This is a genomic window from Pseudomonas sp. NPDC088368, from assembly GCF_044753445.1.
In the GTDB taxonomy this organism is placed as follows: Bacteria; Pseudomonadota; Gammaproteobacteria; order Pseudomonadales; family Pseudomonadaceae; genus Aquipseudomonas; species Aquipseudomonas bambusae.
This window is the reverse complement of the sequence record NZ_JBIVNG010000003.1, coordinates 105786-131659: the sequence shown is the minus strand read 5'-3', so window position 1 is coordinate 131659 and position 25874 is coordinate 105786. Positions and strand designations below refer to the sequence as shown.

Annotated in this window: 22 protein-coding genes; 13 read left to right on the top strand and 9 right to left on the bottom strand. The window is 63.1% G+C overall.

What is annotated here, in order from left to right; all coding sequences use genetic code 11:
- Positions 1-47 precede the first annotated feature (47 nt).
- The 5 genes from ACIQAL_RS07065 to ACIQAL_RS07045 form a co-directional block, all read right to left on the bottom strand.
- Complete coding sequence (locus ACIQAL_RS07065; RefSeq protein ID WP_401144003.1) at positions 48-719, bottom strand: amino acid ABC transporter permease; 672 nt, start codon at positions 717-719, stop codon at positions 48-50.
- Entirely contained in the window at positions 716-1375 is a 660-nt protein-coding gene (locus tag ACIQAL_RS07060; RefSeq protein WP_401144001.1) for an amino acid ABC transporter permease, read from the bottom strand. The genes ACIQAL_RS07065 and ACIQAL_RS07060 overlap by 4 nt, the downstream gene beginning before the upstream one ends.
- Before the next feature lie 377 nt (positions 1376-1752).
- The gene (locus ACIQAL_RS07055; protein WP_401143999.1) at positions 1753-2604 is read right to left on the bottom strand and encodes a transporter substrate-binding domain-containing protein; all 852 of its coding nucleotides are present in this window, start codon (positions 2602-2604) and stop codon (positions 1753-1755) included.
- Positions 2605-2726: 122 nt separating this feature from the next.
- Positions 2727-4103, bottom strand: coding sequence for an FAD-binding oxidoreductase (locus ACIQAL_RS07050; RefSeq protein ID WP_401143997.1), 1377 nt, complete (start codon positions 4101-4103; stop codon positions 2727-2729).
- 4 nt (positions 4104-4107) lie between these two features.
- Positions 4108-5295, bottom strand: coding sequence for an alpha-hydroxy acid oxidase (locus ACIQAL_RS07045; protein WP_401143996.1), 1188 nt, complete (start codon positions 5293-5295; stop codon positions 4108-4110).
- Between the two features lie 329 nt (positions 5296-5624).
- Here ACIQAL_RS07045 and ACIQAL_RS07040 point away from each other — a divergent pair, with 329 nt between their 5' ends.
- The 7 genes from ACIQAL_RS07040 (at position 5625) to ACIQAL_RS07010 (ending at position 15033) form a co-directional block, all read left to right on the top strand.
- On the top strand, positions 5625-6584 hold the full coding sequence (locus tag ACIQAL_RS07040; RefSeq protein WP_401143994.1) for an isopenicillin N synthase family dioxygenase: 960 nt from the start codon (positions 5625-5627) through the stop codon (positions 6582-6584).
- 205 nt (positions 6585-6789) lie between these two features.
- Positions 6790-6885 (top strand): K(+)-transporting ATPase subunit F, encoded by a 96-nt coding sequence (gene kdpF, locus ACIQAL_RS07035; protein WP_037009437.1) that lies wholly within the window; start codon positions 6790-6792, stop codon positions 6883-6885.
- Positions 6886-6890: 5 nt separating this feature from the next.
- A complete protein-coding gene (gene kdpA / locus ACIQAL_RS07030; protein WP_401143991.1) occupies positions 6891-8585 on the top strand; it encodes a potassium-transporting ATPase subunit KdpA in 1695 nt (564 codons plus the stop codon).
- Positions 8586-8595: 10 nt separating this feature from the next.
- On the top strand, positions 8596-10656 hold the full coding sequence (gene kdpB, locus ACIQAL_RS07025) for a potassium-transporting ATPase subunit KdpB (protein WP_401143989.1): 2061 nt from the start codon (positions 8596-8598) through the stop codon (positions 10654-10656).
- 69 nt (positions 10657-10725) lie between these two features.
- Complete coding sequence (kdpC, locus tag ACIQAL_RS07020; protein WP_401143988.1) at positions 10726-11277, top strand: potassium-transporting ATPase subunit KdpC; 552 nt, start codon at positions 10726-10728, stop codon at positions 11275-11277.
- Positions 11278-11470: 193 nt separating this feature from the next.
- Positions 11471-14128: a DUF4118 domain-containing protein gene (locus tag ACIQAL_RS07015; protein WP_401143986.1), complete on the top strand. Its 2658-nt coding sequence runs from the start codon at positions 11471-11473 to the stop codon at positions 14126-14128.
- A 215-nt stretch (positions 14129-14343) separates the two neighbouring features.
- Entirely contained in the window at positions 14344-15033 is a 690-nt protein-coding gene (locus ACIQAL_RS07010; protein ID WP_401143984.1) for a response regulator, read from the top strand.
- Between the two features lie 21 nt (positions 15034-15054).
- Here ACIQAL_RS07010 and ACIQAL_RS07005 read toward each other — a convergent pair whose 3' ends face one another.
- Complete coding sequence (locus ACIQAL_RS07005) at positions 15055-16116, bottom strand: patatin-like phospholipase family protein (protein ID WP_401143982.1); 1062 nt, start codon at positions 16114-16116, stop codon at positions 15055-15057.
- A gap of 189 nt (positions 16117-16305) precedes the next feature.
- On the opposite strand from ACIQAL_RS07005, the gene ACIQAL_RS07000 reads away from it, so the two are divergent.
- The 6 genes from ACIQAL_RS07000 (at position 16306) to ACIQAL_RS06975 (ending at position 22506) form a co-directional block, all read left to right on the top strand.
- A complete protein-coding gene (locus tag ACIQAL_RS07000) occupies positions 16306-16584 on the top strand; it encodes a hypothetical protein (protein ID WP_166595210.1) in 279 nt (92 codons plus the stop codon).
- Positions 16585-16898: 314 nt separating this feature from the next.
- Positions 16899-17816, top strand: a complete 918-nt coding sequence (locus tag ACIQAL_RS06995; protein WP_401143980.1) for an AAA family ATPase — start codon at positions 16899-16901, stop codon at positions 17814-17816.
- A complete protein-coding gene (locus ACIQAL_RS06990) occupies positions 17816-18769 on the top strand; it encodes a DUF58 domain-containing protein (protein ID WP_401143978.1) in 954 nt (317 codons plus the stop codon). Before ACIQAL_RS06995 ends, ACIQAL_RS06990 begins: the two co-directional genes overlap by 1 nt.
- 25 nt (positions 18770-18794) lie before the next feature.
- Positions 18795-20798 (top strand): DUF3488 and DUF4129 domain-containing transglutaminase family protein, encoded by a 2004-nt coding sequence (locus tag ACIQAL_RS06985; protein ID WP_401143976.1) that lies wholly within the window; start codon positions 18795-18797, stop codon positions 20796-20798.
- 34 nt (positions 20799-20832) lie between these two features.
- Positions 20833-21612, top strand: coding sequence for a CHAD domain-containing protein (locus tag ACIQAL_RS06980; protein ID WP_401143974.1), 780 nt, complete (start codon positions 20833-20835; stop codon positions 21610-21612).
- Positions 21613-21711: 99 nt separating this feature from the next.
- Positions 21712-22506, top strand: coding sequence for an acyl-CoA thioesterase (locus ACIQAL_RS06975; protein WP_401143973.1), 795 nt, complete (start codon positions 21712-21714; stop codon positions 22504-22506).
- Positions 22507-22538: 32 nt separating this feature from the next.
- Here ACIQAL_RS06975 and ACIQAL_RS06970 read toward each other — a convergent pair whose 3' ends face one another.
- The 3 genes from ACIQAL_RS06970 to ACIQAL_RS06960 all read right to left on the bottom strand — a co-directional run bounded on the left by ACIQAL_RS06970 (position 22539) and on the right by ACIQAL_RS06960 (position 25814).
- The gene (locus ACIQAL_RS06970) at positions 22539-22760 is read right to left on the bottom strand and encodes a hypothetical protein (RefSeq protein WP_166595216.1); all 222 of its coding nucleotides are present in this window, start codon (positions 22758-22760) and stop codon (positions 22539-22541) included.
- A 660-nt stretch (positions 22761-23420) separates the two neighbouring features.
- Entirely contained in the window at positions 23421-24740 is a 1320-nt protein-coding gene (locus ACIQAL_RS06965; RefSeq protein WP_401143971.1) for a methyl-accepting chemotaxis protein, read from the bottom strand.
- Between the two features lie 267 nt (positions 24741-25007).
- Positions 25008-25814 carry a TatD family hydrolase gene (locus ACIQAL_RS06960; RefSeq protein WP_401143969.1) on the bottom strand — a complete coding sequence of 269 codons (807 nt, stop codon included), beginning with the start codon at positions 25812-25814 and terminating at the stop codon, positions 25008-25010.
- Positions 25815-25874: the final 60 nt, after the last annotated feature.

Genomic DNA, 25874 nt, shown 5'->3' with positions numbered 1-25874 from the left:
CTCGCGTGTATTTTCGGACACGGCGCCGCTGGGAATCAGGAGGCTGTTCATCGTGGTTGTTTGTTCATGAAGCGGCCGACGCGGCTTTCCAGGAACATGCCCAGCCGCGAGCACAGTTCCACCAGAATCAGGTAGCCGATGCACAGCATCAGCAGGGTTTCGACGAAGGCGAAGGTCTCCGAACCGATGCCGGTCAGGACCATCGTCAGCTCCGGAATGGTGATGATCGACAGCACGGCGGTTTCCTTGCACAGCACGGTGATCATGTTGATCAGCGCCGGAAGGATGATCACCAGCATCTGCGGCACCTGAATCCGCCAGATGCATTGCAGGCGGGTGATGCCCAGGCAATCCGCTGCTTCCAGTTGACCACGGGCGACCGAATCGAAACCGGAGCGGAAGATTTCGGCGAAGTACACGCTGCCGTACACCCCCAGCCCAAGGATGCCCGCCGGGATCGGATCGAGGCTCAGGCCGAACGACGGGCCGCCGTAATAAACGAGGAACAACTGCACCAGAAACGGCGTGCTGCGGATCAGTTCGATGAACACCCGCAGTGGCGCGCGCACCAGGTTGTTGCCGAAGATTTGCGCGACGGCGATCAGCATGCCCAGTACGATGCCGAGCACCACGCCGCTGCTCCAGGTGCCGAGGGTGACCAGAAAACCCGAACCAATGTCGTCCAGGTAATCGGTGATGATTTTCGGGTCGAAGATCATGCGCCTTGCTCCTTCAACCGGCGTTCCAGCACGCCACCAAAATACGCCAGCGGGATGTTGATCAGGCAATAGAAGCCCGCGAGCATCAGGTAATCCTGGACGAACATGTAGTCGCTGGCGGCGAGGTTTTGCGCGGTGCGGGTCAGGTCAGCCAGGCCGACCACGGACACCAGCGACGAGGCCTTGATCAGCAGGATCATTTCGTTGACCAGCGCGGGCAGGGTCAGGCGCACGGCCTGGGGCACGCGGATGCGCACGAGCATCTGGCTGGCGCTCAGGCCCAGCAAACCGGCGGCTTCCAGTTGGCCGCCCGGAATGGCCAGGAATCCACCCCGCAGAATTTCAGCGGTATAGGCGCCTGCCGCCAGCGACAGGCCGATCACGGCGGCCACGGTGGGCGAGACGTTGGGCAGGCCGACGCGGGGCAGGAAGTAATAAATGAACAGCAGTTGCACCAGCAGCGGAATGCCGCGGAACACGAAAATATAGGCCCCGCCCAGACGGCGGAGCAGGGGAATCGGCGACAGGCGCAACGCCCCGACGACCACGCCAATGACGAAGCCGATCGCCAGCGCGGCGATGGACACCTGCAACGTCACCCACAGGGCGCCGAGCAATAAAGGTGCGTTCTGTTGCAGCAAGGGCCAATCGAACACGGTGTGACTCCAGCTGTGGATCGGTGCAAGTTCGAACGATGTGTTTACGCCCTGTGGAGATGCCCTGTGGGAGCGAATTCATTCGCGAAGGGCAGTACAGGCGATACATCTCCAGCGCCTGAAGATTTTTTCGCGAATGAATTCGCTCCCACAGTAAATCGTGCAGCGACCGGTTTTCGGGACAAGACCTTCATTTACGCAGGCTCCTCTGATTTTCAGGCTGAACCCGTTTCCCTCTGTTGGAGCGAATTCATTCGCGATGGGCCGGTACATTCGAAAAATCTCTATCGGCTGTACCTACGTCTCGCGAATGAATTCGCTCCCACAGGGACGCGGACAATCTCGTTGTCCGCGTGATGTTTCAGAGGGCTATGGCCTTACCAGGTCGGTTCGAAATCACCCTTCGGCACGTCCATTTCGGCGCCGAGCCATTTCTTTTGCAGGGCAGCCAGGCGGCCGTCGTCGTGCATTTTGTTCACGGCGGCATCGAGCGCGGCGATCAGGCTGTCGGCGTCGGCGTCTTTACGGCCCAGGTAGGCGAAGTAGGATTTCTTGCCGAACGGCGGCTGCACCACTTTGTACAGATTGGCTTTCTGTGCGGCGACGAACGAGATGTTTGGCAGCGAGTTGGCCACCGCGACAATACGCTTGGCGGCGAGGTCGGCGTAGGCCTGGTTGTTGTCGACGTATTCGCGAATGGTGACCTTCTCCGGCAGGGTCGCGGCGAAGGTTTTCAGCTCTTCCAGTTGCGCCGAGCCTTTGCCTGCACCGACGGTCTTGCCCGCGATGTCTTCAGGCTTCTTGATGCTGTCGTCCTTGGCGCCGACCATCAGCGCCACGGTCGCTTCGGCAATCGGCGAGACGAAGTGGTAACGCTCCTTGCGCGCCTTGGTCACGATGATAGGACCGGCCACCACGTCGAATTTCTTCGCTTCCAGGCCCGGCAGCACGCTTGGCCATGGCAGGTCGAGGAACTTGATCTTGACCCCCAGTTCCTTGCCCAGCTCGGCGAACAGCTCGGCGTTCAGACCCTGCTGTTTGCCTGCTTCGAGAAAGTCGAACGGGGCGAACTGCATTTCCGTACCGACCACCAGCTCACCGGCTTTCTTCACGTCGGCCAGTTGGTCGGCGTGGGCGGCCAGAGGCAACAGGGCGAGTGCCACTGCCATGCTCAGGCTTTTGACTGTCTTGCTGAACACGTGTGTACCGAAGCGGGAATCGAGTTGCATGGGGTCACTCCTCATTCATCAGATGCAGTGTTGTGTCGTCGTGATCGGGGTCAGGTGGAACGGTTGTGTGATGTGAATGTGCAGTTAGCGTGCCATACCGGTCTATACAACCCGCACAGCGTCTAATCGAAGATTTTTCCCGGATTCAAAATGCCGTTGGGGTCAAAGCTGCGCTTGAGCTCGGCCATGGTTTGCAACGCTTCGGCGCTCACGGAGTGGTGCAGAAACTCGCGCTTGAGCAGGCCGATGCCATGTTCCGCCGACACCGCGCCGCCCAACTGGCCCACGGCGCGGTACACCAGGTCTTCGATTTCAAAGACCGGCGCGGGCTGGGGCAGGCTGTTCAGGTCTACGGTCAGGTGCAGGTTGCTGTCACCGATGTGGCCGAAATACACGCTGTGATTGCCCGGCCAGCGCAGGTCCAGACGCTGGCGACACAGGTCGGCGAATTCACCGATCTGGCCGATGGGCAGGCTAATGTCGAAATTCAGCGGCGCGAGGCGCACCGGGAATTCGCCGGTGGCTTCGCGAATCTTCCACAGGCTGCGGGCCTGGGCCTGCGAGCTGGCGAGGATCGCATCGACAACCTCGCCTGCTTCGAGGGCCGCGTTCAACGTCTGTTCCAGCACCTCGGCGCTGGCCGATGATTCCAGCAGCACGTACAGCGGATGATGATCGGGCATCGGCGCGACGGGGTTTTCCAGCCATGACACGCCCATGCGGTAGAAGTCCTGCCACATCAGTTCGTAGGCTTGCGGCGTCCCGGCGCTGCGCTGCACACGACGCAAAAAGGCGACGGCGCTGGGGTAGTCGGGCAGGGCGCACAACAGCGTGGTGCTGTGGCCGGGTTGCGGCGCCATTTTCAGCACGGCGCGGGTGATCACCCCAAGGGTGCCTTCGCTGCCGATGAAGCACTGTTTCAGGTCATAACCGCAGTTGTTCTTGATCATCTTGTTCATCAGGTTCAACACGCGACCGTCGGCCAGCACCACTTCCAGGCCGAGCACCAGATCGCGGGTCATGCCGTAGCGAATCACCGCGTTGCCCCCGGCATTGGTCGCGATGTTGCCGCCGATCTGGCACGAACCCCGCGCACCCAGATCCAGCGGGAACAGATAGCCCGCGTCGGCCACCGCCTGTTGAATCAACTGCAGCGTGGTGCCCGCCTTGACGGTGACGGTGGCCGCCGCTTCGTCGATCTCTTCGATGCCTTGCAAGCGATCCAGCGACAGCGCGAAGTCGGTGGGACGCGGGACCGCGCCGCCCGCCAGGCCGGTCATTCCGCCTTGGGGCACCACCGATTGGCGCGCCGCGTTGCAGATGCGCAGGGCCGTGGCGACTTGCTTGGTGTCCGTGGGCAGGATCAAGGCCGCCGGGCAGGCGGGCGCGTGACGGGTCCAGTCGGTGTGGTGACGCGGGCTGATGGCGTCACCGGTCAGCACTTGGGCATCGCCCAACGCGGCGCGTAATGCTTTGAGGGTGTGTTGCACGTCACTCATGGGGTCAACTCACGGAAAAGGTCGCGTCAGCCTTCGGGCTCACACGCAATTGATTCAGGTCGGGCTGGCCGAGCAGGGTCAGGGCCAGGTGCAGTTCCCGGCTCAGCAGGTCCAGCGCATGCCCGGCACCGGCCTGACCGCCTACCGCCACGCCATACAACGTGGCGCGGCCCAGCAGCACGGCATCGGCGCCCAGCGCGCAGGCCTTGAGAATGTCGGTGCCGCGACGAATGCCGCTGTCGAGCAGAATGCTCAATTTGCCCTTGGCCACGTCCGCAATCGCGGGCAGGCAATCGAGGCTGGCGGGCACGCCGTCCAGCTGTCGGCCGCCGTGGTTGGTGACGACAATGCCGTCCAGCCCCAGCTGCACGGCTTGTTCGGCGTCCTGCGGGTGCATCACGCCCTTGAGCAGCAGGCGATGAGGCCAGCGGTCGCGCAGGCGGGCGAGGAAGTCCCAGCTCAACTGGTTCTCCATCTTTGCGCCGATGAAATGCGCGGCGCCTGCGGCATTGCGCTGATCGGCGGGCAGGTAGCGGTCGAGGTTGGCCATGCTCGGCATGCCGTGGGGCCAGAGGGTTTGCCGGACCCAGCGCGGGCGGCGCAGCACGTCGAGCTTGTTGCGCAGGCTCAACTGGCGCGGCCGGGAGAAATTGCGTTTGTCCCATTCGCGATTGCCCAGCAGCACGGCGTCGGTGGTCAGCAGCAGCGTGCGACAGCCCACGGCGTCGGCCCGTGCGAGCAAGTCTTCCTGCACTTGCGGGTCGCTCATGGCGTAGAGCTGAAACCACAGGTTGACGTCCGGGACGGCCGCGGCAATCTGCTCCAGCGAGCTGGTCGACACGGTGCTGAGGGTGAACGGCAGGCCGCGCTCGGTGGCGGCCCGGGCCAGGTGAATGTCGGCGTCGCGGTGCAGCATGCCGTTGTAGCCGGTGGGGGCGATCACCATCGGCAGCGGTTGTTCGCGGCCGAACAGGGTGCGGCGTGTGTCGGGCGTCTTCCACGGCACCAGCGTGCGCGGCAACAGGCTGACGTCCGCGAAGGCCTGACGGTTACGGGCCAGGGTCAGCTCTTCTTCAGCGCCGCCGTTGAGGTATTCCCACGCGAAATGCGGCAGCCGCCGACGGGCCATGTCGGCCAGTTCGGCAATGCTGTGCGCGCGCAGGCAATCGGAACCGGTGTGATAACGACGCATGGGAGTCCTTGGACAAGCTGTATAGACAGCTGAGGCAAGATGCAGGCCAGTTGAGATTAGCCAGCATGCACCCCGTGGCAGGGCTGTTCGATAGTGGGGCAGTGACAGCGATGTCACCAAAAGTTGCACCGAATGAATCCGGCGTGCACGTTGCTGGGGCGTTGCGAAACCTGACGTGCATTCACGACACGCTCACGGTGGGGGGCTATTGGAGGTTGCGACCGTGGGGAAGGGGCTTATCTGACGCACCCATTCGTCTAAAGAGGCGCGGCATACAAAATGCTTCCTCCTGTCTATACAGCCCTATTTCCCCCTTCACAGGAGCCCCCATGACTGTCACTGCCAATCTCCCGCTGATCGACATGGCCGGTGTCCGCGAAGGCGACGAGGCCGCGCTGCATCGCGCCGGCGAGGCCATTCGCAAGGCCTGTAGTGAAACCGGGTTTTTTTACATCATTAACCACGGTGTGCCGCAAGCGGTGATCGATGCGGCGATGGCGGCGGCGAAAACCTTCTTTGCCTTCTCGCCCGAAGTGAAACGCCAGGTGGCGGTAAACAAACGCCATCGCGGCTGGCACGCGTTAGGCGGGGCGTTGATGTACGAGGCGACCAAGCCGGATTTCAAGGAATTCTTCAGCATGGGGCTGGAGCTGCCGGAAGACGATCCGTGCGTCCTGGCGGGGGAGGCGCTGCGCGGGCCGAACCAGTGGCCGGATTTCATGCCGGAACTGCGCCTGGCGCTGGACGCCTATTACGAGGCAATGGGTCGGGCAGGGGCGGATTTGTTGCGAGCGGTGGCGGTGGGGCTGGGCATCGAGCCGGAGTTCTTTTCGCCGAAATACGGCAAGCGTTTGCAGCGCACGCAGATGGTGTATTACCCGCCGCATCCTCCGATGGCAGAGTCCGATCAATTCGGCGTCGCGCCGCACACCGATTACGGGTGCATCACGTTGTTGTATCAGGACAACAGCGGCGGGTTGCAAGTGCGTGAGCTGTCCACCGACAGCTGGATCGATGCGACGCCGATCGAAGGCAGCCTGGTGGTGAATGTGGGGGATCTGTTGGCGCGCTGGTCCAACGACCGCTTCCGCTCGACATTGCATCGGGTCATCAATAAGTCCGGGCATGAACGGTATTCGATTGCGACGTTTTACGACCCGACGTTCAGTGCGGTGGTCGATCCCTGTGACCTGGGCGTGGACACCGGGTCATACCCTCCGGTGACGGCCGGGGCCTATATATTGAAGCGGATCGATGATTCGATGGCCTACCGAAAAAAGGCGCAATAACGCCATTTCATTAAGGCGAAGCCCCATACCCGCCTCACTGCCGCACGCGCGGCGCACGAGCCACTGCTGACGGGCCTCGATCCCTTCTGAGCATGACTCTTTACGCTTTCTTTATGCGTTTGGCGCCCCGTCGATCTCGTTCCTTTACACCCTCCGATCCGACAATTCCCTCACACGGCAGTCGCCGTATGACGGAGAGTTTTTCATGAGCGTTCTGGATGGGGTGTCTCTGCTGTTGGCGGCAGGGTTGTTCGTGTATTTGCTGGTGGCGCTGCTGCGTGCCGGTCGGGTCGAGGAGTGACGGCCATGCACGGGTATGACTATCTGCTGATTCTGGCGTTCTTCGCGCTGGTGCTGTTGCCCGCGCCGCTGTTGGGCCGCTTCTATTACAAGGTCATGGAAGGCAAGCGCACGTGGCTGAGCCCGGTGATGGGGCCGGTGGAGCGTGTGTGTTATCGCCTGTCCGGCGTCGATCCCACGGTCGAGCAAAACTGGAAAACCTACACACTGGCCCTGCTGGCGTTCAACCTGGCGGGCTTTGTCGTGCTGTTCGCGATTTTGCTGTTCCAGGGCGCGCTGCCCCTTAATCCGCAAGGCCTGCCGGGGATGGAGTGGTCGCTGGCGTTCAACACGGCAATGAGTTTTGTCACCAACACCAACTGGCAGAGCTACAGCGGCGAATCGTCCCTGAGCTACCTGAGCCAGATGGCGGGCCTGACGGTGCAGAACTTCGTCAGCGCCGCCACGGGCATTGCCGTGCTGGTCGCGTTCTGTCGCGGGATCGCCCGTCGCTCGACCCAGCACCTCGGCAACTTCTGGACTGACATGACCCGCGCCACCCTCTACGGCTTGCTGCCGCTGTGCGTCGTGCTGGCGCTGTTTCTGGTCTGGCAGGGCGTGCCGCAGACGTTCGCCCATTACGTTGACGCCGTGACGCTGCAAGGCGCCGACCAGACAATTCCCCTCGGCCCGGCCGCCAGCCAGATCGCGATCAAGCAACTGGGCACCAACGGCGGCGGCTTCTTCGGCGTCAACTCGGCGCACCCGTTCGAGAACCCCACCGCGTGGAGCAACCTGTTCGAGATGGCATCGATCATTTTGATCCCGGTGGCGCTGGTGTTCACCTTCGGCCATTACGTCAAGGACCTGCGCCAGAGCCGGGCCATTCTGGCCTGCATGCTGGTGCTGTTCCTGATCGGCGGCGCCACGGCGTTGTGGGCCGAATACCAACCTAACCCGACGCTGAACCTGGCATCGGTGGAGCAGACCGCGCCGATGGAAGGCAAGGAAACCCGCTTCGGCACCACCGCCACGGTGCTGTGGGCGACCACGACGACGGCGGCCTCAAACGGTTCGGTCAACGGCATGCACGACAGCCTCAATCCGCTGGCCGGCATGATCGCCCTGGCCAACATGATGGTCGGGGAAGTGATCTTCGGCGGCGTCGGCGCGGGGTTGTACGGGATGCTGTTGAACGTACTGATCGCGGTGTTCCTCGCCGGGTTGATGATCGGCCGCACACCGGAATACCTCGGCAAGAAATTGCAGGCCCGAGAAGTGAAACTGCTGGTGGCGACTTTGATCGTCATGCCCGTCGGTGTGCTGGTGTTCGGTGCGCTGGCGGCGTCGTTGCCCGGTCCTGCGGGGGCGGTGAGCAACCCCGGCGCCCACGGCTTCAGCCAGCTGCTGTACACCTACACCTCGGCCACGGCGAACAATGGCTCGGCGTTCGGCGGGTTCAGCGCCAACACCCTGTTCCACAACCTGATGCTCAGCCTGTCGATGTTCATCGGCCGCTTCGGTTACATCCTGCCGGTGCTGGCGCTGGCCGGGAGTCTGGCGGCGAAAAAGACCGCGCCCCTTGGCCTGAACAGCTTCCCGACCCATGGCCCGCTGTTCGTCACCCTGTTGACCGTGACCATTTTGCTGGTGGGGGGCCTGACGTTCTTGCCGACCCTGGCGTTGGGACCGATTGCCGAACACTTGAGCCTGGGCTTCTGAGGACCGAATCATGAACATGCATGCGCCTGTGACAAAGAACCCCGAGCACACCGCCGAACCTGCGAAAACCGCCATCGCCGCCCTGTGGCGTCCGGCGCTGGTTCAGGCCTTCGTCAAACTTGACCCGCGTCAGTTGCAACGTGCGCCGGTGATGCTGGTGGTCGAGCTGACCGCGATCCTCACCACCATCCTGTGCCTGATCCCCAACCCGGCCGTGCCGACCTTCGTCGCGGTGCAGATTGCGGTGTGGCTGTGGTTCACCGTGCTGTTCGCCAACTTCGCCGAAGCCTTGGCGGAAGGGCGTGGCAAGGCCCGGGCCGACAGCCTCAAGGCTGGGAGCGAAGGCCTGAAAGCGCGTTTGCAAGGAGCAAACGGCGCGTTCATCACGGTCAACGCGAGCACGTTGCGCAAGGGCGATGTGGTGCGCGTCGAGGCGGGGGAGCTGATCCCCGGTGACGGCGAGGTCATCGAAGGCATCGCGGCGGTCAACGAAGCGGCGATCACCGGGGAATCCGCGCCGGTGATTCGCGAGTCCGGCGGCGACCGTTCCGCCGTCACCGGCAACACCCGACTGGTGTCGGACTGGCTGCTGGTGCGCATCAGCGCCAACCCCGGCGAGTCGACGCTGGACCGCATGATCGCGTTGGTGGAAGGCGCCAAACGCCAGAAAACCCCCAACGAAGTCGCGCTGGACATCCTGCTGATCGGCCTGACCCTGATCTTTCTGCTCGTGGTCGTGACCCTGCAACCCTTCGCCCATTTCGCCGGGGGCAGCCTGCCGTTGGTGTTTCTGGTGGCGCTGCTGGTGACGCTGATTCCCACCACCATCGGCGGCCTGCTGTCCGCTATCGGCATCGCGGGGATGGACCGCCTGGTGCGCCTGAACGTCATCGCCAAATCCGGTCGGGCCGTGGAAGCGGCGGGGGACGTGCACGTGTTGCTGCTGGACAAGACCGGCACCATCACCTTCGGTAACCGCCGTTGTGCAGCGGTGTACGCGGCACCCGGCGTGAGCGGCAAGGAGCTGAGCGAAGGCACGCTGCTGGCCTCGCTGGCGGACGACACCGCCGAGGGCAAATCCATCGTCGAGTATTTGCGGGGCCTGAATCCCATGGCCGAGCCTGCGCCGAGCCAGTTGACCGCCGTGCCGTTCAGCGCTGAAACGCGGCTGTCCGGGGTGGACTTCAGCGGCCGCGTGTACCGCAAAGGCGCCGTGGATTCGCTGCTGACATTCATTGGCCGTGACCGCGCCGACCTGCCGCAAAGCCTGGCCCGGGAGATCGACAAGATCGCCAAGACCGGGGGCACGCCGCTGCTGGTATCGGTGGATCACACGTTGCTGGGCGCGATTCACCTAAAGGACGTGGTGAAACCGGGCATCCGCGAGCGTTTCGACGAGCTGCGCAAACTGGGCATTCGCACGGTCATGGTCACCGGCGACAACCCGCTGACCGCCGCCGCGATTGCTGCCGAAGCGGGGGTGGACGACGTGCTGGCCGAAGCGACGCCGGAGAAAAAACTGGAGCGCATTCGTCAGGAACAGAACGACGGGCGTCTGGTGGCGATGTGCGGCGACGGCGCCAACGATGCCCCGGCGCTGGCCCAGGCGGACGTCGGCATGGCGATGAACGACGGCACCCAGGCGGCGCGGGAAGCGGCCAACATGGTCGACCTCGACAGCGACCCCACCAAGCTGCTGGACGTGGTGCAAGTGGGCAAGGAATTGCTGGTCACCCGTGGCGCGCTGACCACGTTCTCCATCGCCAACGACGTGGCCAAATACTTCGCGATCCTGCCCGCGCTGTTCGCGGCGATCTACCCGCAACTGGGCGTGCTCAACATCATGGGCTTGGCGAGCCCGCAGAGCGCGATTTTGTCGGCCATCGTGTTCAACGCGCTGATCATCGTGGTGCTGATTCCGCTGGCCCTGCGTGGTGTGCGAGTGCAGGCGGCGAGTGCGGCACACCTGCTGCGCCGCAACCTGTTGATCTACGGGCTGGGCGGGATTCTCGTGCCGTTCGTGGGGATCAAGGCGATCGACCTGCTGTTGACCGGCCTGCATCTGGTGTAAGCGCTGTTTTTCGGCGGCGGGGTGGCGTGTCCTGCCTCGTCGCGACCCGATTTGATTGAGGAATGAATGATGTCGACTATAGTGCGTCCCGCTGTGAGCCTGATCGTGCTGATGACCCTGATCACCGGGGTGGCTTATCCGCTGGTGGTGACGGGCGTTGCGCAAGTGGCGTTCCCGGAGCAGGCCAACGGCAGCCTGGTGTATGACGATCAGGACAAGGTGCGCGGCTCGGAATTGATCGCGCAGAATTTTACCGGCGAAGAATGGTTTCACCCGCGTCCGTCGGCCGGGGCTTATGCCACGGTGGCGAGCGGCGCGAGTAACCTGGCCCCGAGCAATCCTGCGCTGGCGACCCGGATCGGTGATGATGCGGCGAAAGAACAGGTGGAAGGGCAGGGGCCAGTGCCGTTGAACCTGCTGACCACGTCGGGCAGTGGCCTAGACCCGCATCTGTCGCCAGCCGCTGCCGATTATCAAGTGACGCGGGTGGCGGCGGCGCGGCATGTGTCTCGGGAGACAGTGCAGCGGCTGGTTGTCGCCAACACCGAAAGCCCGTTGATTGGCCCGGCAGTGGTCAACGTGTTGGCGTTGAATCAGAGTTTGGGTGAGATTCGCCAGTAACGACGTACCACCTGTAGGAGCGTGGCTTGTCCCGCGATCGGCGGGGAACCCGTCGTAAAACCTGTGCACACGGTATATCTGAAACGGCCAGTGCGTATGGATTCACGACTGTTTCGCAGCCGGTCGCGGGACAAGCCACGCTCCTACAATGGGGCACTGCGCTACGATTTGATCATTACATCAGGACAACCCCGTGAACTCAGACACCCGCGCCGATGCCTTGCTGGCCACGCTCCCCCGGGATGACCGTGGCCGCTTGAAGGTGTTTCTCGGCGCTGCCCCCGGCGTCGGCAAGACCTTCGCCATGTTGCAGGCCGCGCACACGCAACTGCGCCAAGGGGGGTCGTTGTTGGCTGGGGTTGTCGAAACCCATGGCCGCGCCGAAACCGAAGCGCTGCTCGGTGGCCTGCCGCAATTGCCGATGCTGCGTTCCGAATACCGGGGCGTGGTGCTGGAAGAAATGGACCTCGACGGCCTGCTCGCGGCCCGGCCGAAACTGGTGCTGGTGGATGAACTGGCCCACAGTAACGCGCCGGGCAGCCGCCACGCCAAACGCTGGCAGGACATTCAAGAGCTGCTGTCGGCGGGGATCGACGTCTACACCACGGTCAACGTGCAACACCTCGAAAGCCTCAATGATCAGGTACGCGGCATCACGGGTGTGCAGGTCCGCGAAACCCTGCCGGACTGGGTGCTGCAGGAAGCCTACGAACTGGTGTTGATCGACCTGCCGCCGCGAGAACTGCTGGAGCGGCTGCGCGACGGCAAGGTGTACGTGCCTGAGCAGGCGCGAGCGGCCATCGACGCGTTCTTTACTCAGACCAACCTTACCGCCCTGCGCGAACTGGCGATGCAAACCGCAGCGGCCCAGGTCGATAACGATTTGGCGCTGGGTTATCGGCAATTGGGCCAGTCGGCGCCCGCCGTTCGTGGGCGCCTGCTCGTGGGGGTCGATGGCGATGCCCAGGCCGAGCGTCTCGTGCGACACGCCAGCCGCGTGGCTCAGCGCAGGCACCTGCCGTGGACGCTGGTGCACGTCGACAATGGCCGTTTTTTCGATGAACTGGCGCGCAGCCGCCTGCAACGCGCTCAGCAACTGGCGGAACGGCTGGGCGGCGAAGTGGTGGTCCTGCGCGCCCCGGAAGTGGCGAAAACCCTGATCCAGCACGCCGCCGAACGCCGCGCCAGTCTGGTGCTGGTGGGGCAGTCGCGGCCTTTATTGCGTCGGCGGGTGTTCGGCGGTGGGCTGGCGTCGCGTCTGCTGCGTAACGCCCACGGCCTGGAAATCAACGTGCTGGACAGCGAAGCGCGGCCCGATCAGCCGTATTCGACCACGCCCCGCACGCTAAGCGGATTCGACTATCTGTTGGCCGTGCTGGCGACGGTCTGCGCCAGCGCGCTGGCCTGGGCGGTGTCCAGTGTCTTGGCCTTGCCGAACATCTCGCTGGTGTTTCTCGCCGCGGTATTGCTGGTGGCGGTGCGCAGCAGCGTGGGCCCGGCGATGGTTTGTTCGGTGCTGTCGTTTCTGGCCTATGACTTTCTGTTCATCCCGCCGAATTTCTCCCTGAACATTCAGCGCGAAGAAGACGTGCTGACCCTGCTGTTCTTCCTGATGATGGCCGCGCTGACCGGCAATCTCGCCGCCCGCCAGCGTCGCCAATTGCAGGCGTTGCGCGACACTCAGGAAGAGACCAGCGAGTTGCTCGACCTGTCGAAACGCCTCACCGCTGCCACCGACCGGCAGGCCGTGCTCAGCGCCGCCGACCATCACCTGGCGGGCTGGAAAGAACTGAGCGTGTGCATGCTTGACCGGGACGGGGATCAAGGCTGGAAGGTCGAGGTTGGCGGCGCGCTGGAGTTTTCCGAGTTCGAACGCGCCGCCGCCGACTGGGCCTGGCAACACGGCCAGCCCGCAGGCCGAGGCACCGGGACGCTGCCGTCGGGTGAGTGGTGGTGGCTGCCGTTGTGGGTCGATGAGGCGCCGCTGGCGCTGCTCGGCGTTCGGGCGCGTCCGGGGCAGACGTTCAGCGCCCAGCGTCGGCGTTTGCTGACCGCGTTGAGTCAGCCGTTGGGACAAGCGTTGGCCCGCGCGCGACTGGCCGAAGACCTGGAAGCCGCGCGCTTGCACGGCGAAACCGAACAACTGCGCAGCGCCTTGCTGGCCTCGGTGTCCCACGACCTGCGCACCCCGCTGACCGCCATGCGCGGCAGTATCGACAGCCTGTTGGCGCTGGGCGAGGCGATTCCGCTGGACGACCGCCGCGAATTGTTGGAAGGCACTCGCGACGAGGCCGAGCGGCTGGACCGCTACATCCAGAACCTGCTGGACATGACCCGACTGGGCCACGGCGCGCTGAAACTGGCGCGGGACTGGGTCTCGCCGGGAGACATCGTCGGCAGCACCCTCAACCGCTTGCGTGCGGTGCTGGCGCCGTTGCAGGTCAGCACGGAACTCTCCGCCGAACTGCCGCTGCTGTACGTGCACGCGGCGCTGATCGAACAAGCGCTGATCAACGTGGTGGAAAACGCCGCGCGCTTTTCGCCAAGTCACGGCCGCCTGCAAATTCGGGTCGTCGCGTCGACCGATGAACTGACCTTTGCTGTCAGCGACGAAGGACCGGGCATTCCCGAAGCCGAGCGGGCAAAGATTTTCGACATGTTCTACACCGCCGCCCGGGGGGATCGCGGCGGGCAGGGCACCGGGCTGGGGCTGGCGATCTGTCAGGGCATGGTCGGTGCCCATGGCGGGCGGATCAGTGTCGGCGAAGGCATCGACGGACGTGGCACCTGCATTTCGCTGCACCTGCCGTTGCAGGCCCAGCCGCAGGCGGACGTGGAGCAGGTGTGGTGAATAGGCGATGGGTTACCCTCGGTGTTAACAAAAAAATAGGCCTGTAAATGAATGACTCACCGGTGTGGCCCATCAACCTGTGGGAGCGAATTCATTCGCGAAGGGATCGTACGGTCGACACTGTTCTATCGACTGGACTATTTTTCGCGAATGAATTCGCTCCTACAGGTTTTGGGTCCGTTACGGACCAAGGGTGACAACGTGACAGGAAAACCATGAGCCAGACCGCAACCATTCTGGTGATCGACGACGAACCGCAGATCCGCAAATTCCTGCGCATCAGCCTCGCCTCACAAGGCTACACCGTGATCGAAGCCGGAACCGGCACCGAAGGCTTGACCCAAGCGGCGCTGAACAAGCCGGATCTGCTGGTGCTGGACCTCGGTTTGCCGGACATCGACGGACAAGACGTGCTGGTCCAGTTTCGCGAATGGTCGACCGTGCCGGTGCTGGTGCTGTCCGTGCGCGCCAGCGAGGCTGAAAAGGTCCGCGCGCTCGACGCCGGGGCCAACGATTACGTGACCAAACCGTTCGGAATTCAGGAGTTTCTGGCGCGAATTCGCGCGTTATTGCGGCAGGCGCCGGACACCGGGCAGGCCGACTCGGCGCTGGTGATCGGCCCGCTGACCGTGGACCTGGCATATCGGCGGGTGCTGCTGGACGGCCACGAAGTCGCCCTGACCAAAAAGGAATACGCGGTGTTGGCGCAACTCGCGCGGCATCCGGGGCGGGTCATCACCCAGCAGCAACTGCTCAAGGACATCTGGGGCCCGACCCATGTGGAAGACACCCATTACCTGCGCATCGTCGTCGGGCACTTGAGGCAAAAACTGGCGGATGACCCCGCTGCACCCCGGTTCATCCTGACCGAAGCGGGGGTGGGGTATCGGTTGGTGGCGTCTTGAGGTTTCTGTACACCCTTGCTCTCAATGCTCCCGCTCATACCGATCCAGCGTATCCCGCGCAATCTCCCGTCCCAGTGCGATCAGTTCCGGGGCCTTGTAGAACTCGAAAAACCGGCACACGCGCTTGGGCACGTTGATCAGGATGTCCGGTGGATACCCGGCGATCTTGTACTGCGCCAGTGACGTCTGCATCACCTCGAAACTCTGGTTGATCAAATCGAGCAGGGACGCAGGCCCGACGTTGTCGATGATCACTGAGCCGCTGGCCGATTTCGGGGCGCCCGGTTCGGTCGGCGCGGCGGCGGGTTGCTGGCCTTGGGGATCAGCAGAGTCGGCGTCGTGTTGGCCCAGCCAGGAGTCGGGCAGGGTGGCCGCCGTGGCCTTGAGGCTGTCCTGCTCCAGACGCAACACGTCGCCCGCCGCCACGTCCATTTTGCGGCGGAACGGCAGGTGCGAGCCGATGGAGTTGATCAGGGCGTCAAAGCGTTTCTTCACGGCCGGCGGGCGTTCGATCACCGGCAAGTGGTACTGCTTCTGGTTGGTGGAGTTAAGGTTGACCGCCACGATAAGGTCGCAGTGGCTGGACACCACCGGCACGATGGGCAGCGGATTGAGCAGGCCGCCGTCCACCAGCGTGCGATTGCCCTGAACCACCGGCGTGAACAGGCTGGGAATTGCCGCCGACGCACGCATGGCCGAGTGCAGGTTGCCTTCCTGAAACCAGATTTCCTGCTGATTGGTGAGGTCCGTGGCCACGGCGGTGTAGGGAATACGCAGGTCTTCGATGTTGATCTCGCCGACGATCTCGCGAATCTGCCCGAAGACTTTTTCCCCGCGAATCGCCCCCAGCCGAAAGCTCACGTCCACCAGCCGCAGCACGTCGAGGTAATCCAGGCTCTCGATCCAGGCCTTGTATTCCGGCAGTTTGCCCGCTGCGTAAATCCCGCCGATCACCGCGCCCATCGAGCAACCGGCGATGCAGGCGATGTCGTACCCGCGTCGCTCCAGTTCTTCGATCACCCCGATGTGTGCATAGCCTCTGGCGCCCCCGGACCCCAATACCAGCGCGATTCTTTTTTTCATTCGCAGGCTCCCCGTTGCAGTGGCTCTACCCTACGCCCAAGGGTGCTGTTTTTCATCCGGCGCGTGTATAACCGCTACGACAAAAAACAACGGCCCTGCGACCTGTCGTTATGGCACTTTTACATCGCCGCATCGTCAAACCCGCATCGTTGATTCCATTATTGACTTTCCACCCTTGAGGAACACCCGATGAAAGCCTGGATCTGCCTGCCACTGCTCGCCCTTGTTCTCACAGGCTGCGCGGGGAAAACCGCTTATCGCGACAGTTGCGCCACCAACCTGGACGCCGCCTGGCACGAACTGGACCTCGCCAAAGCCGAAGGTTTTGCCGGGACCGTCAGCTACTCCAAAGCGCTTTCGCTGTTGACCGGCGCCAAGACCCAGCAACAGTTCGAAGCGTTCGAAGGCTGCAACGAGAAAGCCGAGAAGGCGCGTTTCTACATCCGTGAATCCCGCGCCGGGCGATAAGCCTCGCTGCCGGTTGATGCGCCGGTATAGCGGACACGCACATCCCCTGTGGGAGCGAATTCATTCGCGAAAGGATTTGGCAGGCCCTCATCTGCGCAGATGTACCGCTTTCGCGACTGAATTCGCTCCTACAGGTCCCGGCCTGGCCTGAAAATCTCGCGTCAGAACGCCTGTCCCCGCATCCTCCTCATAAATCCTCTCGATTCCTCTCATCCGCTCTGGCGAAAAGGCCTACGCTGACTTTAAAGTGGCTGCACGTCTGGCATCTGCTGCAGTCCTACTAGCCAAGAGCTGTCGCCTGGGGAGGCTTTCCGATGGGCAGAAAACTGGATGCGTGTCTCAACGCAATCAACGAAGTGGTGTTGGGCAAGGAGCCTCAAGTCCGTCTGGCCCTGACCTGCCTGTTGGGCGGCGGTCATCTGCTGATCGAAGATTTGCCCGGCATGGGCAAGACCACCCTGAGCCACACGCTGGCGCGGGTCCTGGGGTTGAGCTTTCAGCGGATTCAATTCACCTCCGACCTGTTGCCGGGAGACATCCTCGGCACGTCGATTTTCGACCGGGAGACCGGGCAATTCACCTTCCATCCCGGGCCGATCTTCGCCGAACTGGTGCTGGCGGACGAGATCAACCGCGCCACGCCGAAAAGCCAGAGCGCGTTGCTCGAAGCCATGGAAGAAGGGCAGGTGACCATCGAAGGCGCCACCCGGTTGCTGCCTGATCCGTTTTTTGTCATCGCCACGCAAAACCCGTTCAGCCAGGGTGGCACCTTCGCGTTGCCCGAGTCGCAACTGGACCGTTTTCTGATGCGACTGTCGCTGGGCTATCCGGCGCGCTCGGCTGAAAAGGCGTTGCTGTTGGGCGAATCGAGACGCGAGCTATTACCGCGCATCGAGCCGATTCTCGACCACACTGAACTGGCGGCCTTGCAAGCGGAAGCCCGTCGGGTGCGAGCCAGCGACGCGCTGGTGGATTACGTGTTGCGGTTGGTGGACGCCACCCGCAGTCAGCCGCAGTTCGCCTACGGCCTGTCGCCCCGGGCGAGCCTGGCGATTCTCTCGGCGGCGCGGGCCTGGGCACTGCTGATCGGGCGCGATTACGTGATCCCGGAAGACGTTCAAGCGATCCTGCCTGCAGTGATCGGTCATCGTCTGCGCGACCGCAGCGACCCGACCGGGCATGGCGGCGGGGCGTTGGTTCAATGGCTGCTGCGTGAGGTGCCGGTGCTTTGATGCCCCAATTCAAGCCGTTCTGGCAGCGCTGGGTGGGACGTCGCATCCCCCCGGCTTCGCGGATCGAGCTGAATCACCGTCAAATCTTCATCCTGCCGACCCGGGCGGGGGGCACGCTCATGCTCGTGCTGTTTTTGCTGCTGTTGGTGTCGATCAACTACCAGAACAGCCTCGCCTACGGCCTGACGTTCCTCATGTCGTCGGTGGGCATCCTCGGCATTCTCCATACCTACCGCAATTTCAGCGGGCTGGTGCTCAGCGCGACCCACGCCCGCTCGGTGTTTGTCGGCGAGCCGGTCCAGTTGCGGCTGCGTCTGGAGAGTGCGTCCAATGGTCATCAGGCCATCGCCTTGGGCTGGGACACCGAAAAACTGGAGCAAACCGATGTTGAGCCTGAACAGCAGGTGGAGGTGGCGCTGACCTTGCCCGCGCTCAATCGCGGCTGGTTGCGGGCACCGCGTCTGCGGGTCGAGAGCGTGTTTCCGCTGGGCATCTTCCGTGCCTGGAGCTGGCTGGACCTGGAGCAGACGGTGTTGATCTACCCGCGCCCGGTGGCGGGCAGCCTGCCGTTGCTGCAAGGGGTTCAGCCCCACGCCGACGACGATGGCCAGGCGACCCAAGGGCAGGGCGTTGATGATTATCAGGGCTTGCGTCCCTGGCAGCCGGGGGATTCCATGCGTCGCATGCACTGGAAAGCCTGGTCGCGTGGGCAAGGGTTGATGGTCAAGGAATTCACTGACCTGAGCGGCCACGACCTGTGCCTGGACTTTATGGCCCTGGGCGGCGACATCGAAGAACGCCTGTCGCGGCTGTGCTATTGGGTGCTGGAATTGTCCCACCGACAGCAGCCGTTCGCCTTGCGCCTCCCGGGTTTCCTGTCGGCGGTGGACAGCGGCGACGCGCACCGCGAGGCTTGCCTGCGGCAATTGGCGCTGTACGGGGTGCGGGCATGACACCGAGCCTGAAGGCGGCGCACGCATGACCTCCGTCAACCTAGCCCAGCCGATCCCCCGGGTCAGCCTCAACTGGCTGCTGATCGCACAGGCCTTGGTCATCGTGCCGTTTTCGATGCACATCCCCATTGCCTTGGTGGTGCTGTGGCTGGTGTGCAGTTTCTGGCGCATCCAGATTTTTCGCATGCGTGTGCGGATGCCTGGCACATGGGTCAAGTGCGGCCTGCTGGTGGGCACGGCGGGCGGGATTTTTCTGGCGCGGGGCAGCCTGGTCGGGCTCGACGCTGGCGCTGCGCTGCTGATCGCCGCGTTCATCCTCAAGATGCTGGAAATGCAGACCCGGCGAGACGCGCTGGTGCTGATCTTCCTTGGCTTTTTCTGCGTGGCAGTCGGTTACCTGTTCGAAGACGCGCTGCTCTGGGGCCTGTTCACGCTTCTGCCGGTGGCAACCCTGTTGGCGGGGCTGATCGGCCTGCAGCAGTCCAGCCTGTCCAGCAAACCGGCTAGCACCCTGAAACTGGCGGTCAAGCTGCTGTTGCAGGCAGTGCCGCTGATGGTTTTGCTGTTTCTGTTCTTTCCCCGCCTCGACCCTCTGTGGTCACTGCCGCAGCCCAGCAACAAGGGGCTGACAGGGCTTTCCGACACGATGGCGCCGGGGGACGTGGCCGAGCTGAGCCGGTCGGCGGCGCTGGTGTTTCGCGCCAGTTTCGAAGGGCCGGTTCCACCGCGTAATCAGCAGTATTGGCGCGGCCTGACGCTGGAGCAGTTCGACGGGCGTCGCTGGTCCCAGTCGTCCCGCGCGCTGGTACCCGATGCGCCTGACTGGCGCAAGACCGGTGAAAAAGTCAGCTACAGCGTGGTCATGGAACCCAGCGGCAAGCCGTGGCTGATGACCCTGGACGTCGGCGAAACCGACCTTGTCGGTGCGCGACAGATGAGCGATTTCCGCTGGCAGCGTCGGCGGCCCATTGAGCAGTCGGTGCTGTACAGCGTCAACGCCTGGCCTGATGCGGTGCGGGAAACCAGCCTCAGTGACGGAGCGCGCTCCCAGGATTTGCAACTGCCTGCCAAAGGCAATCCGGAAGCACGGGAATGGGCGGCGGACATGCACCGGCGCCACCCCAAACCTGACGCGCTGGTGGAAAGCCTGCTGGCGTATTTCACCGAACAGCCGTTCCGCTACACCCTGAAACCGCCGACCCTCGGGCCGAACGGCATCGACGACTTCCTGTTCGGCAGCCGCGCCGGGTTCTGTGAGCACTACGCGGGGGCCATGACCTTCGTGCTGCGGGCAGCGGGCATTCCGGCGCGGGTGGTTGCGGGCTATCAAGGCGGCGAGCTGAACCCGGATGGCAATTACATCAGCGTCCGTCAGTTCGATGCCCATGCCTGGGTCGAGTATTGGCAGGCGGGCGTCGGTTGGCGCAGCGTCGACCCGACCGCCGCCGTATCACCTGCGCGGATCGAACAGGGGCTGGAAGCGGCACTCGGCGACGATGAGGAGTTTCTTGCCGATTCGCCGATGTCGGTACTGCGCTACCGTCACTTGGCCTGGATCAATTCGATTCGCTTGAGTTGGGATAACCTCAATTACGGCTGGCAGCGCTGGGTGCTGGGGTATCAGGGGCAGCAGCAATTGCAGGTGCTGGGGCGTTGGTTTTCGGGCTTTCAGGCACCGGTGTTCGCGGGCGGCGCGCTGGTCATTCTCGGGCTGCTGGCGCTGTGGCTGTTCAAGCCGTGGCGGCGGGAGAGCGATTCGCAACTGCGCCTGTTCAACAGGTTCGAACGTCTGTTGGCGCGGCACGGTCTAAAACGTCAGCCGGGGGAAGGGGCTCGGGCCTTCGCATCCCGCGCCGCTCAGCGCTTCCCGAATCATGCCGAGGCCATCGAAGGGTTCGCTCAGGAATTCGAAGCCCAGCGTTATGCCGGTGTGTCCGGTTCGGTCGGGCACCTGCGTCGGCGTCTCAAAGATTTGCGTCGCCGTTTGCCCTGGCGCTTGTCTGCGGTCAAAGACAAGCCGTCGTCATGAAGAACCGTCGTCATGAAAAACCAAGGAGTGTTCAATGTCTGCCATGGTCGATCACCTGATCGCCGAGATTCTCAGTCTCAATGTCAAGCTGCTGGCGTGCCATGCAAGGTTGGCCGCGTCCACCGACAGCGAAGCGCTGCATGACCTGCGCACCACGGTTCGGCGTCTGCGCAGCGTGCTGCGGCCTTTGCGGGGGTTGCCGGGGCTGGACCAAGTCGAAGAAGCGGCCAAGGGCGTCGGTGACCTGACCACGCCGCTGCGTGACATGCAGGTGCTGGCAGCGTTTTTGGCGGAGCAGGGCCAGGGTCAGGCGGCGCAGAAACGCATGACGTTTCTTAAAACCGCCTGCCCGCAAGTCGCGACATCCCCGGAATTGAACCGTCTGTTCGGGGTGCTCGATCAACTGCCCGCGTTCCTGCGCGCCCAACAGCGGCATGGCTTGCTCAAGAAGCTGCGCCAGCGCATTGAAAAGCGCATGGACAAACAGTGGAAGAAACTGCGCGAAGCCATGGCCGACCCGGCTCACGACCGGCATCGTCTGCGGCTGTTGATCAAGCGCGTGCGCTACGCCGCCGAGGCCTACCCCGAACTCAGTCATCAACCCGACGGCATGCAGAAACGCTTGAAGTCGGCGCAAGGGGCGCTGGGCGACTGGCACGATCACCTGCAATGGCTCGCCCAAGCGGAACATCAGCACGACCTTTCGCCCTGTGTGGCGGGCTGGGAATTGGGCATCCTGCGTGCCGAAGAGAAGTCGGACAAGGCGTTGGACAAGCTCGCCCACGCTTGCTTTGGCGATGCCCCGAGGCATTGATCCCGATCAGGCCGCAGAATTGGCAGTTATGAGCGCTGTTCGGGAAGCAGCGTCTCGCTAAGATCCGGGCATGTTTCCAGTGAACCCCACGGAGTGCCCATGACCTTTTCCGAACTGCTCGACGCCGTTCGCACCCACCCGCAGGCTGTGACCATTCCGGCGTCCTGGTCCCAGGGCCGCTCCTGTTTCGGCGGCCTGATGGCGGCGCTGCAATTCGAAGCGATGCGCGCCAAAGTGCCCGCCGACCGCCCGGTGCGTTCGCTGGCGATCTGTTTCGTCGGTCCTCCCGCCATTGATGTGCCGATCTCGTTCGAGGTGGAAATCCTGCGCGAAGGCAAGGCGGTCAGTCAGGTGCTGGGGCGGGCGGTGCAGAACGGCGAGACGGTGACCTTGATTCAAGGCAGCTTCGGCGCGCCCCGTGAGTCATCGATTTCAGTCGCTGCCGAGCCTGCGCCCACGTTGAAACCCGTGGAGGACGTATCGCCGTTCCCGTTTGTTGCGGGCGTGATGCCGGAATATTTGAAATTCATCGAGATGCGCTGGGCGCTGGGCGGTTTTCCGTACAGCGGTACGCCATCGCCAGCGATCGGCGGGTATGCGCGATTGCGGCATGTAAAGGAAGAGCCATTGACCGAAGCGCATGTGCTGGCGCTGGTCGACACCTGGCCGCCTGCGGTCCTGCCGCACCTGAGCAAACCGGCGCCGGGCAGTTCATTGACCTGGACGATTGAGTTCGTGCAGCCGCTTCCGGCCATGACCACCCATGACTGGACGCAATACAAGGCGGTGATTGAGCATGCGCGGGACGGCTACGGCCATGTGGCAGCAGGCTTGTGGGCGTCGAGCGGGGAGTTGGTCGCGATCAGCCGTCAGACGGTGACCGTGTTTGGCTGATTGACAGGTGGGGAGGGGGCATCCCGAGACCGTTACTGGCCTCGGGTTTTGATCGCCTGCGCGGCAATGAGCCCCAGAATCCCGATGCCCGCCGAGGTGATGCTGGCACTCAGCGCACCGTCGAGCAGCAACAGGCCCGAGACGATCGACAGCGGAAACGCCAGAGACGACAGCACCAGATTGGACGACAGCCCGGACTTATGGGCGCTGGAGAAGAAATCTTCAAGGTGCAGGTTTGCAATGAATTTGGGCATGACGTTGACCTCACAAAGCCTAATAAGAACCGTTTTCGATGGGTTCAGAATAGGCCTGTGAGTGCATCGCGGCGAATCGAGGTTTGCTATGGGCTTCATAGGTGGAATGGAGGAAAGCAATCGACCCCTTTCACCTGCGTCTGTAGCAAGCACGGCGGTGTCCCCACTGTGGGAGCGAATTCATTCGCGAAGGGATTCGGCAGGCGACACATCTACGTCGGATGTACCGCCTTCGCGAATGAATTCGCTCCCACAGGGTTCTGCGGCGTTCCCGGTTTTTGCGAATCATCCCGTCTGCGGTTTCACCTGCGCCTTTAGCAAGCACGGCGGTATCCCCACTGTGGGAGCGAATTTATTTGCGAAAGGAGTTGGCAGGCGACACATCTGTGTCGGATATACCGCCTTCGCGAATGAATTCGCTCCCACAGGGTTCTGCGGCGTTCCCGGTTTTTGCGAATAATCCCGTCTGCGGTTTCACCTGCGCCTTTAGCAAGCACAGCGGTATCTCCACTGTGGGAGCGAATTCATTCGCGAAAGGAGTTGGCAGGCGACACATCTACGTCGGATGTACCGCCTTCGCGAATGAATTCGCTCCCACAGGGTTCTGCGGCGTGCCCGGTTTTTGCGAGCAATCCCATCTCCGGTACCCGCACGCTGACGTCATCCCCGCAATTTCAACTGCCCGATCGCCGTATTCAATTCGCCCGCCAGGGTCGCCAGTTCATCACTGGTACTCGCTGAATCCACGGTCTGGCGCACGGTGCGTTCGGTGACGTCGCGGATGCTGACCACTGCCCGGTTCATCTCTTCCGCGACCTGACTCTGCTGCTGCGCCGCAACGGCAATCTGCGTGTTGCTTTCGCGCATCTGGGCCACGGCATCGGCGATGGCCGTCAGGGCTTCACCGGCTTCCTGAGCGTGCTGCACACAGTCATCGGCCTTGTACGAACTCTCCTGCATGAAGTCCACCGCATCGCGGGTGCCCGCCTGCAACGCGGCGACCATGGTGGTGATTTCGTCGGTGGAGGTCTGCACGCGCTTGGCGAGGTTGCGCACTTCGTCGGCGACCACGGCGAAACCCCGTCCCATTTCTCCGGCTCGCGCCGCTTCGATGGCGGCGTTCAGGGCCAGCAGGTTGGTCTGCTCGGCGATGCTGTGGATCACGTTGACCACGCCGTTGATCTTCTGGCTGTCTTCGGCCAGGCGCTGAATCATTCCTGCCGTTTGCTGCACGCCGCTGGACAGCCCGGCAATCGAACTCTGCACCCGGTCCACCACGGCCTTGCCGCTGCCCGCCAAGGCGTCGGCGCTTTGCGATTGGTCGCGGGTGGCGTTGGCGTGTTGGGCGATGTGATAGACCGTGGCGGTCATTTCGTTGATCGCGGTGGCGACCTGGTCGGTTTCGCTTTGCTGACCGAGCATGCCTTCGCGCACATCGCTCATGCCGGTCGCCAAGTGCACGGCGCCCTGATCCAGCCGCGCCGCCGACTGCGCGACGGTGCCGACGATGCGCTGATACCCGGCCTGCATGGCGTTGAACGCCTTGGCCATTTGCCCGACTTCGTCTTCGCCCGTGAGGGGCACACGCGCCGACAGATCGCCGCTGCGCTCGACGTGCAGCATCACGTCCTTGAGGGTGTTGAGGTGGGTCAGGAGAAAACGGATCAACAACTGCGACGCGCTGAGCATGGCGAGCATCAGCACCAGCACGGCCACCGCGTATTCGGTGAAATGTTCGGCCAGCAGGTCGTTGAGCCCCGGCACGGTGGGGAGCGGCGGGGGCGTGGGCGCCGGCTGCCCGGCAGGCCACGCCGCCAACAACTGCGCCTGAGCCTGAGCCGCGACCCTGGCGTCCTCGGCGCGGCTGTGCTGTTCCAGGTTCAGTGCGTAAAGCACCAGCAGTAAGGTGGTGATGAACGCGACGGCATTGACCGCCCAGAATTTGTATTTCAGCGAGATGTTGCTCAACCAGCGGCCCATGAGGAAGCTCTTCTGTGATTGCACGTGATAAGGCAAGGTGCCATCAGTGTCTCAGCTGTGCATGACAGAAGCGTTGATCTGTATCAATTCCTCCGGTTGCCTGTTCGGCAAACCGGCCTCCAGGCGAAGACCCCACTGTGGGAGCGAATTCATTCGCGAAAGGATTTGGCAGCGGCACATCTGCGTCGGATGTACCGCCTTCGCGAATGAATTCGCTCCTACAGGGTTCTGCGGCGTGCCCGGATTTCGGTGCATGACCTGAGGGTGTCAATCAATCACAGGCAGCGAAAAGAACGCACGCGCACAGGCGGTGGTGTGGGCAGCGAGGTCTTCCGGGGTTTCGCCCCGGTGCAAGGCCACCTCCCGCAGCACTTCCGGCAGGTACGCCGGTTCGTTGCGGCCGTTTTTCGGTTTGGGCCGCAGGGTGCGCGGCAGCAGGTACGGCGCGTCGCTTTCCAGCATCAGGCGGCCTTGCGGAATTTCGCGCACCAGTGGGTGCAAGTGGGTGCCCCGGCGTTCGTCGCAGATCCACCCGGTGATGCCGATGTGCAGGTCCATGTCCAGATAATTGAACAGCGCGCGTTTTTCGCCGGTGAAGCAATGCACCACCGCGCCGGGCAGGTGATCGCGATACTCGCGCAAGATCGCCAGCAGCCGTTCGTCAGCATCACGCTCATGAAGAAAGACCGGCATGTTCAAGGCCACGGCCAGCGCCAGATGGGCCTCCAGGACCTTTTCCTGTTGCGGGCGAGGGGAGAAGTCACGGTTGAAATCCAGGCCGCATTCGCCCACCGCGCACACGGAATTTTCTTTCAGGAGGGCGTGCAACTGTTTTTCAGTGTCCAGTGTCCAATCGCTCGCCGAATGGGGGTGAACCCCGGCGGTGCTGAACAATCGCTGGCCGCTTTCGTCCAGTTGGCGGCACATCTGCAAGGCCTGTTCGCTGCCCTCGACGCTGGTGCCGGTGAGGATCAATTGACCCACGCTGGCAGCGTAGGCGCGGTCGAGAACGTCGCGTTCCTTCAAGGCAAAGCTTGGATTGGTAAGATTGACGCCGATGTCGATTAGTTGCATGGTTCACCTCAGGCCGGAGGCCGAGAAGAATACCAGAGCGATTGAAGCCATAAAAAATCA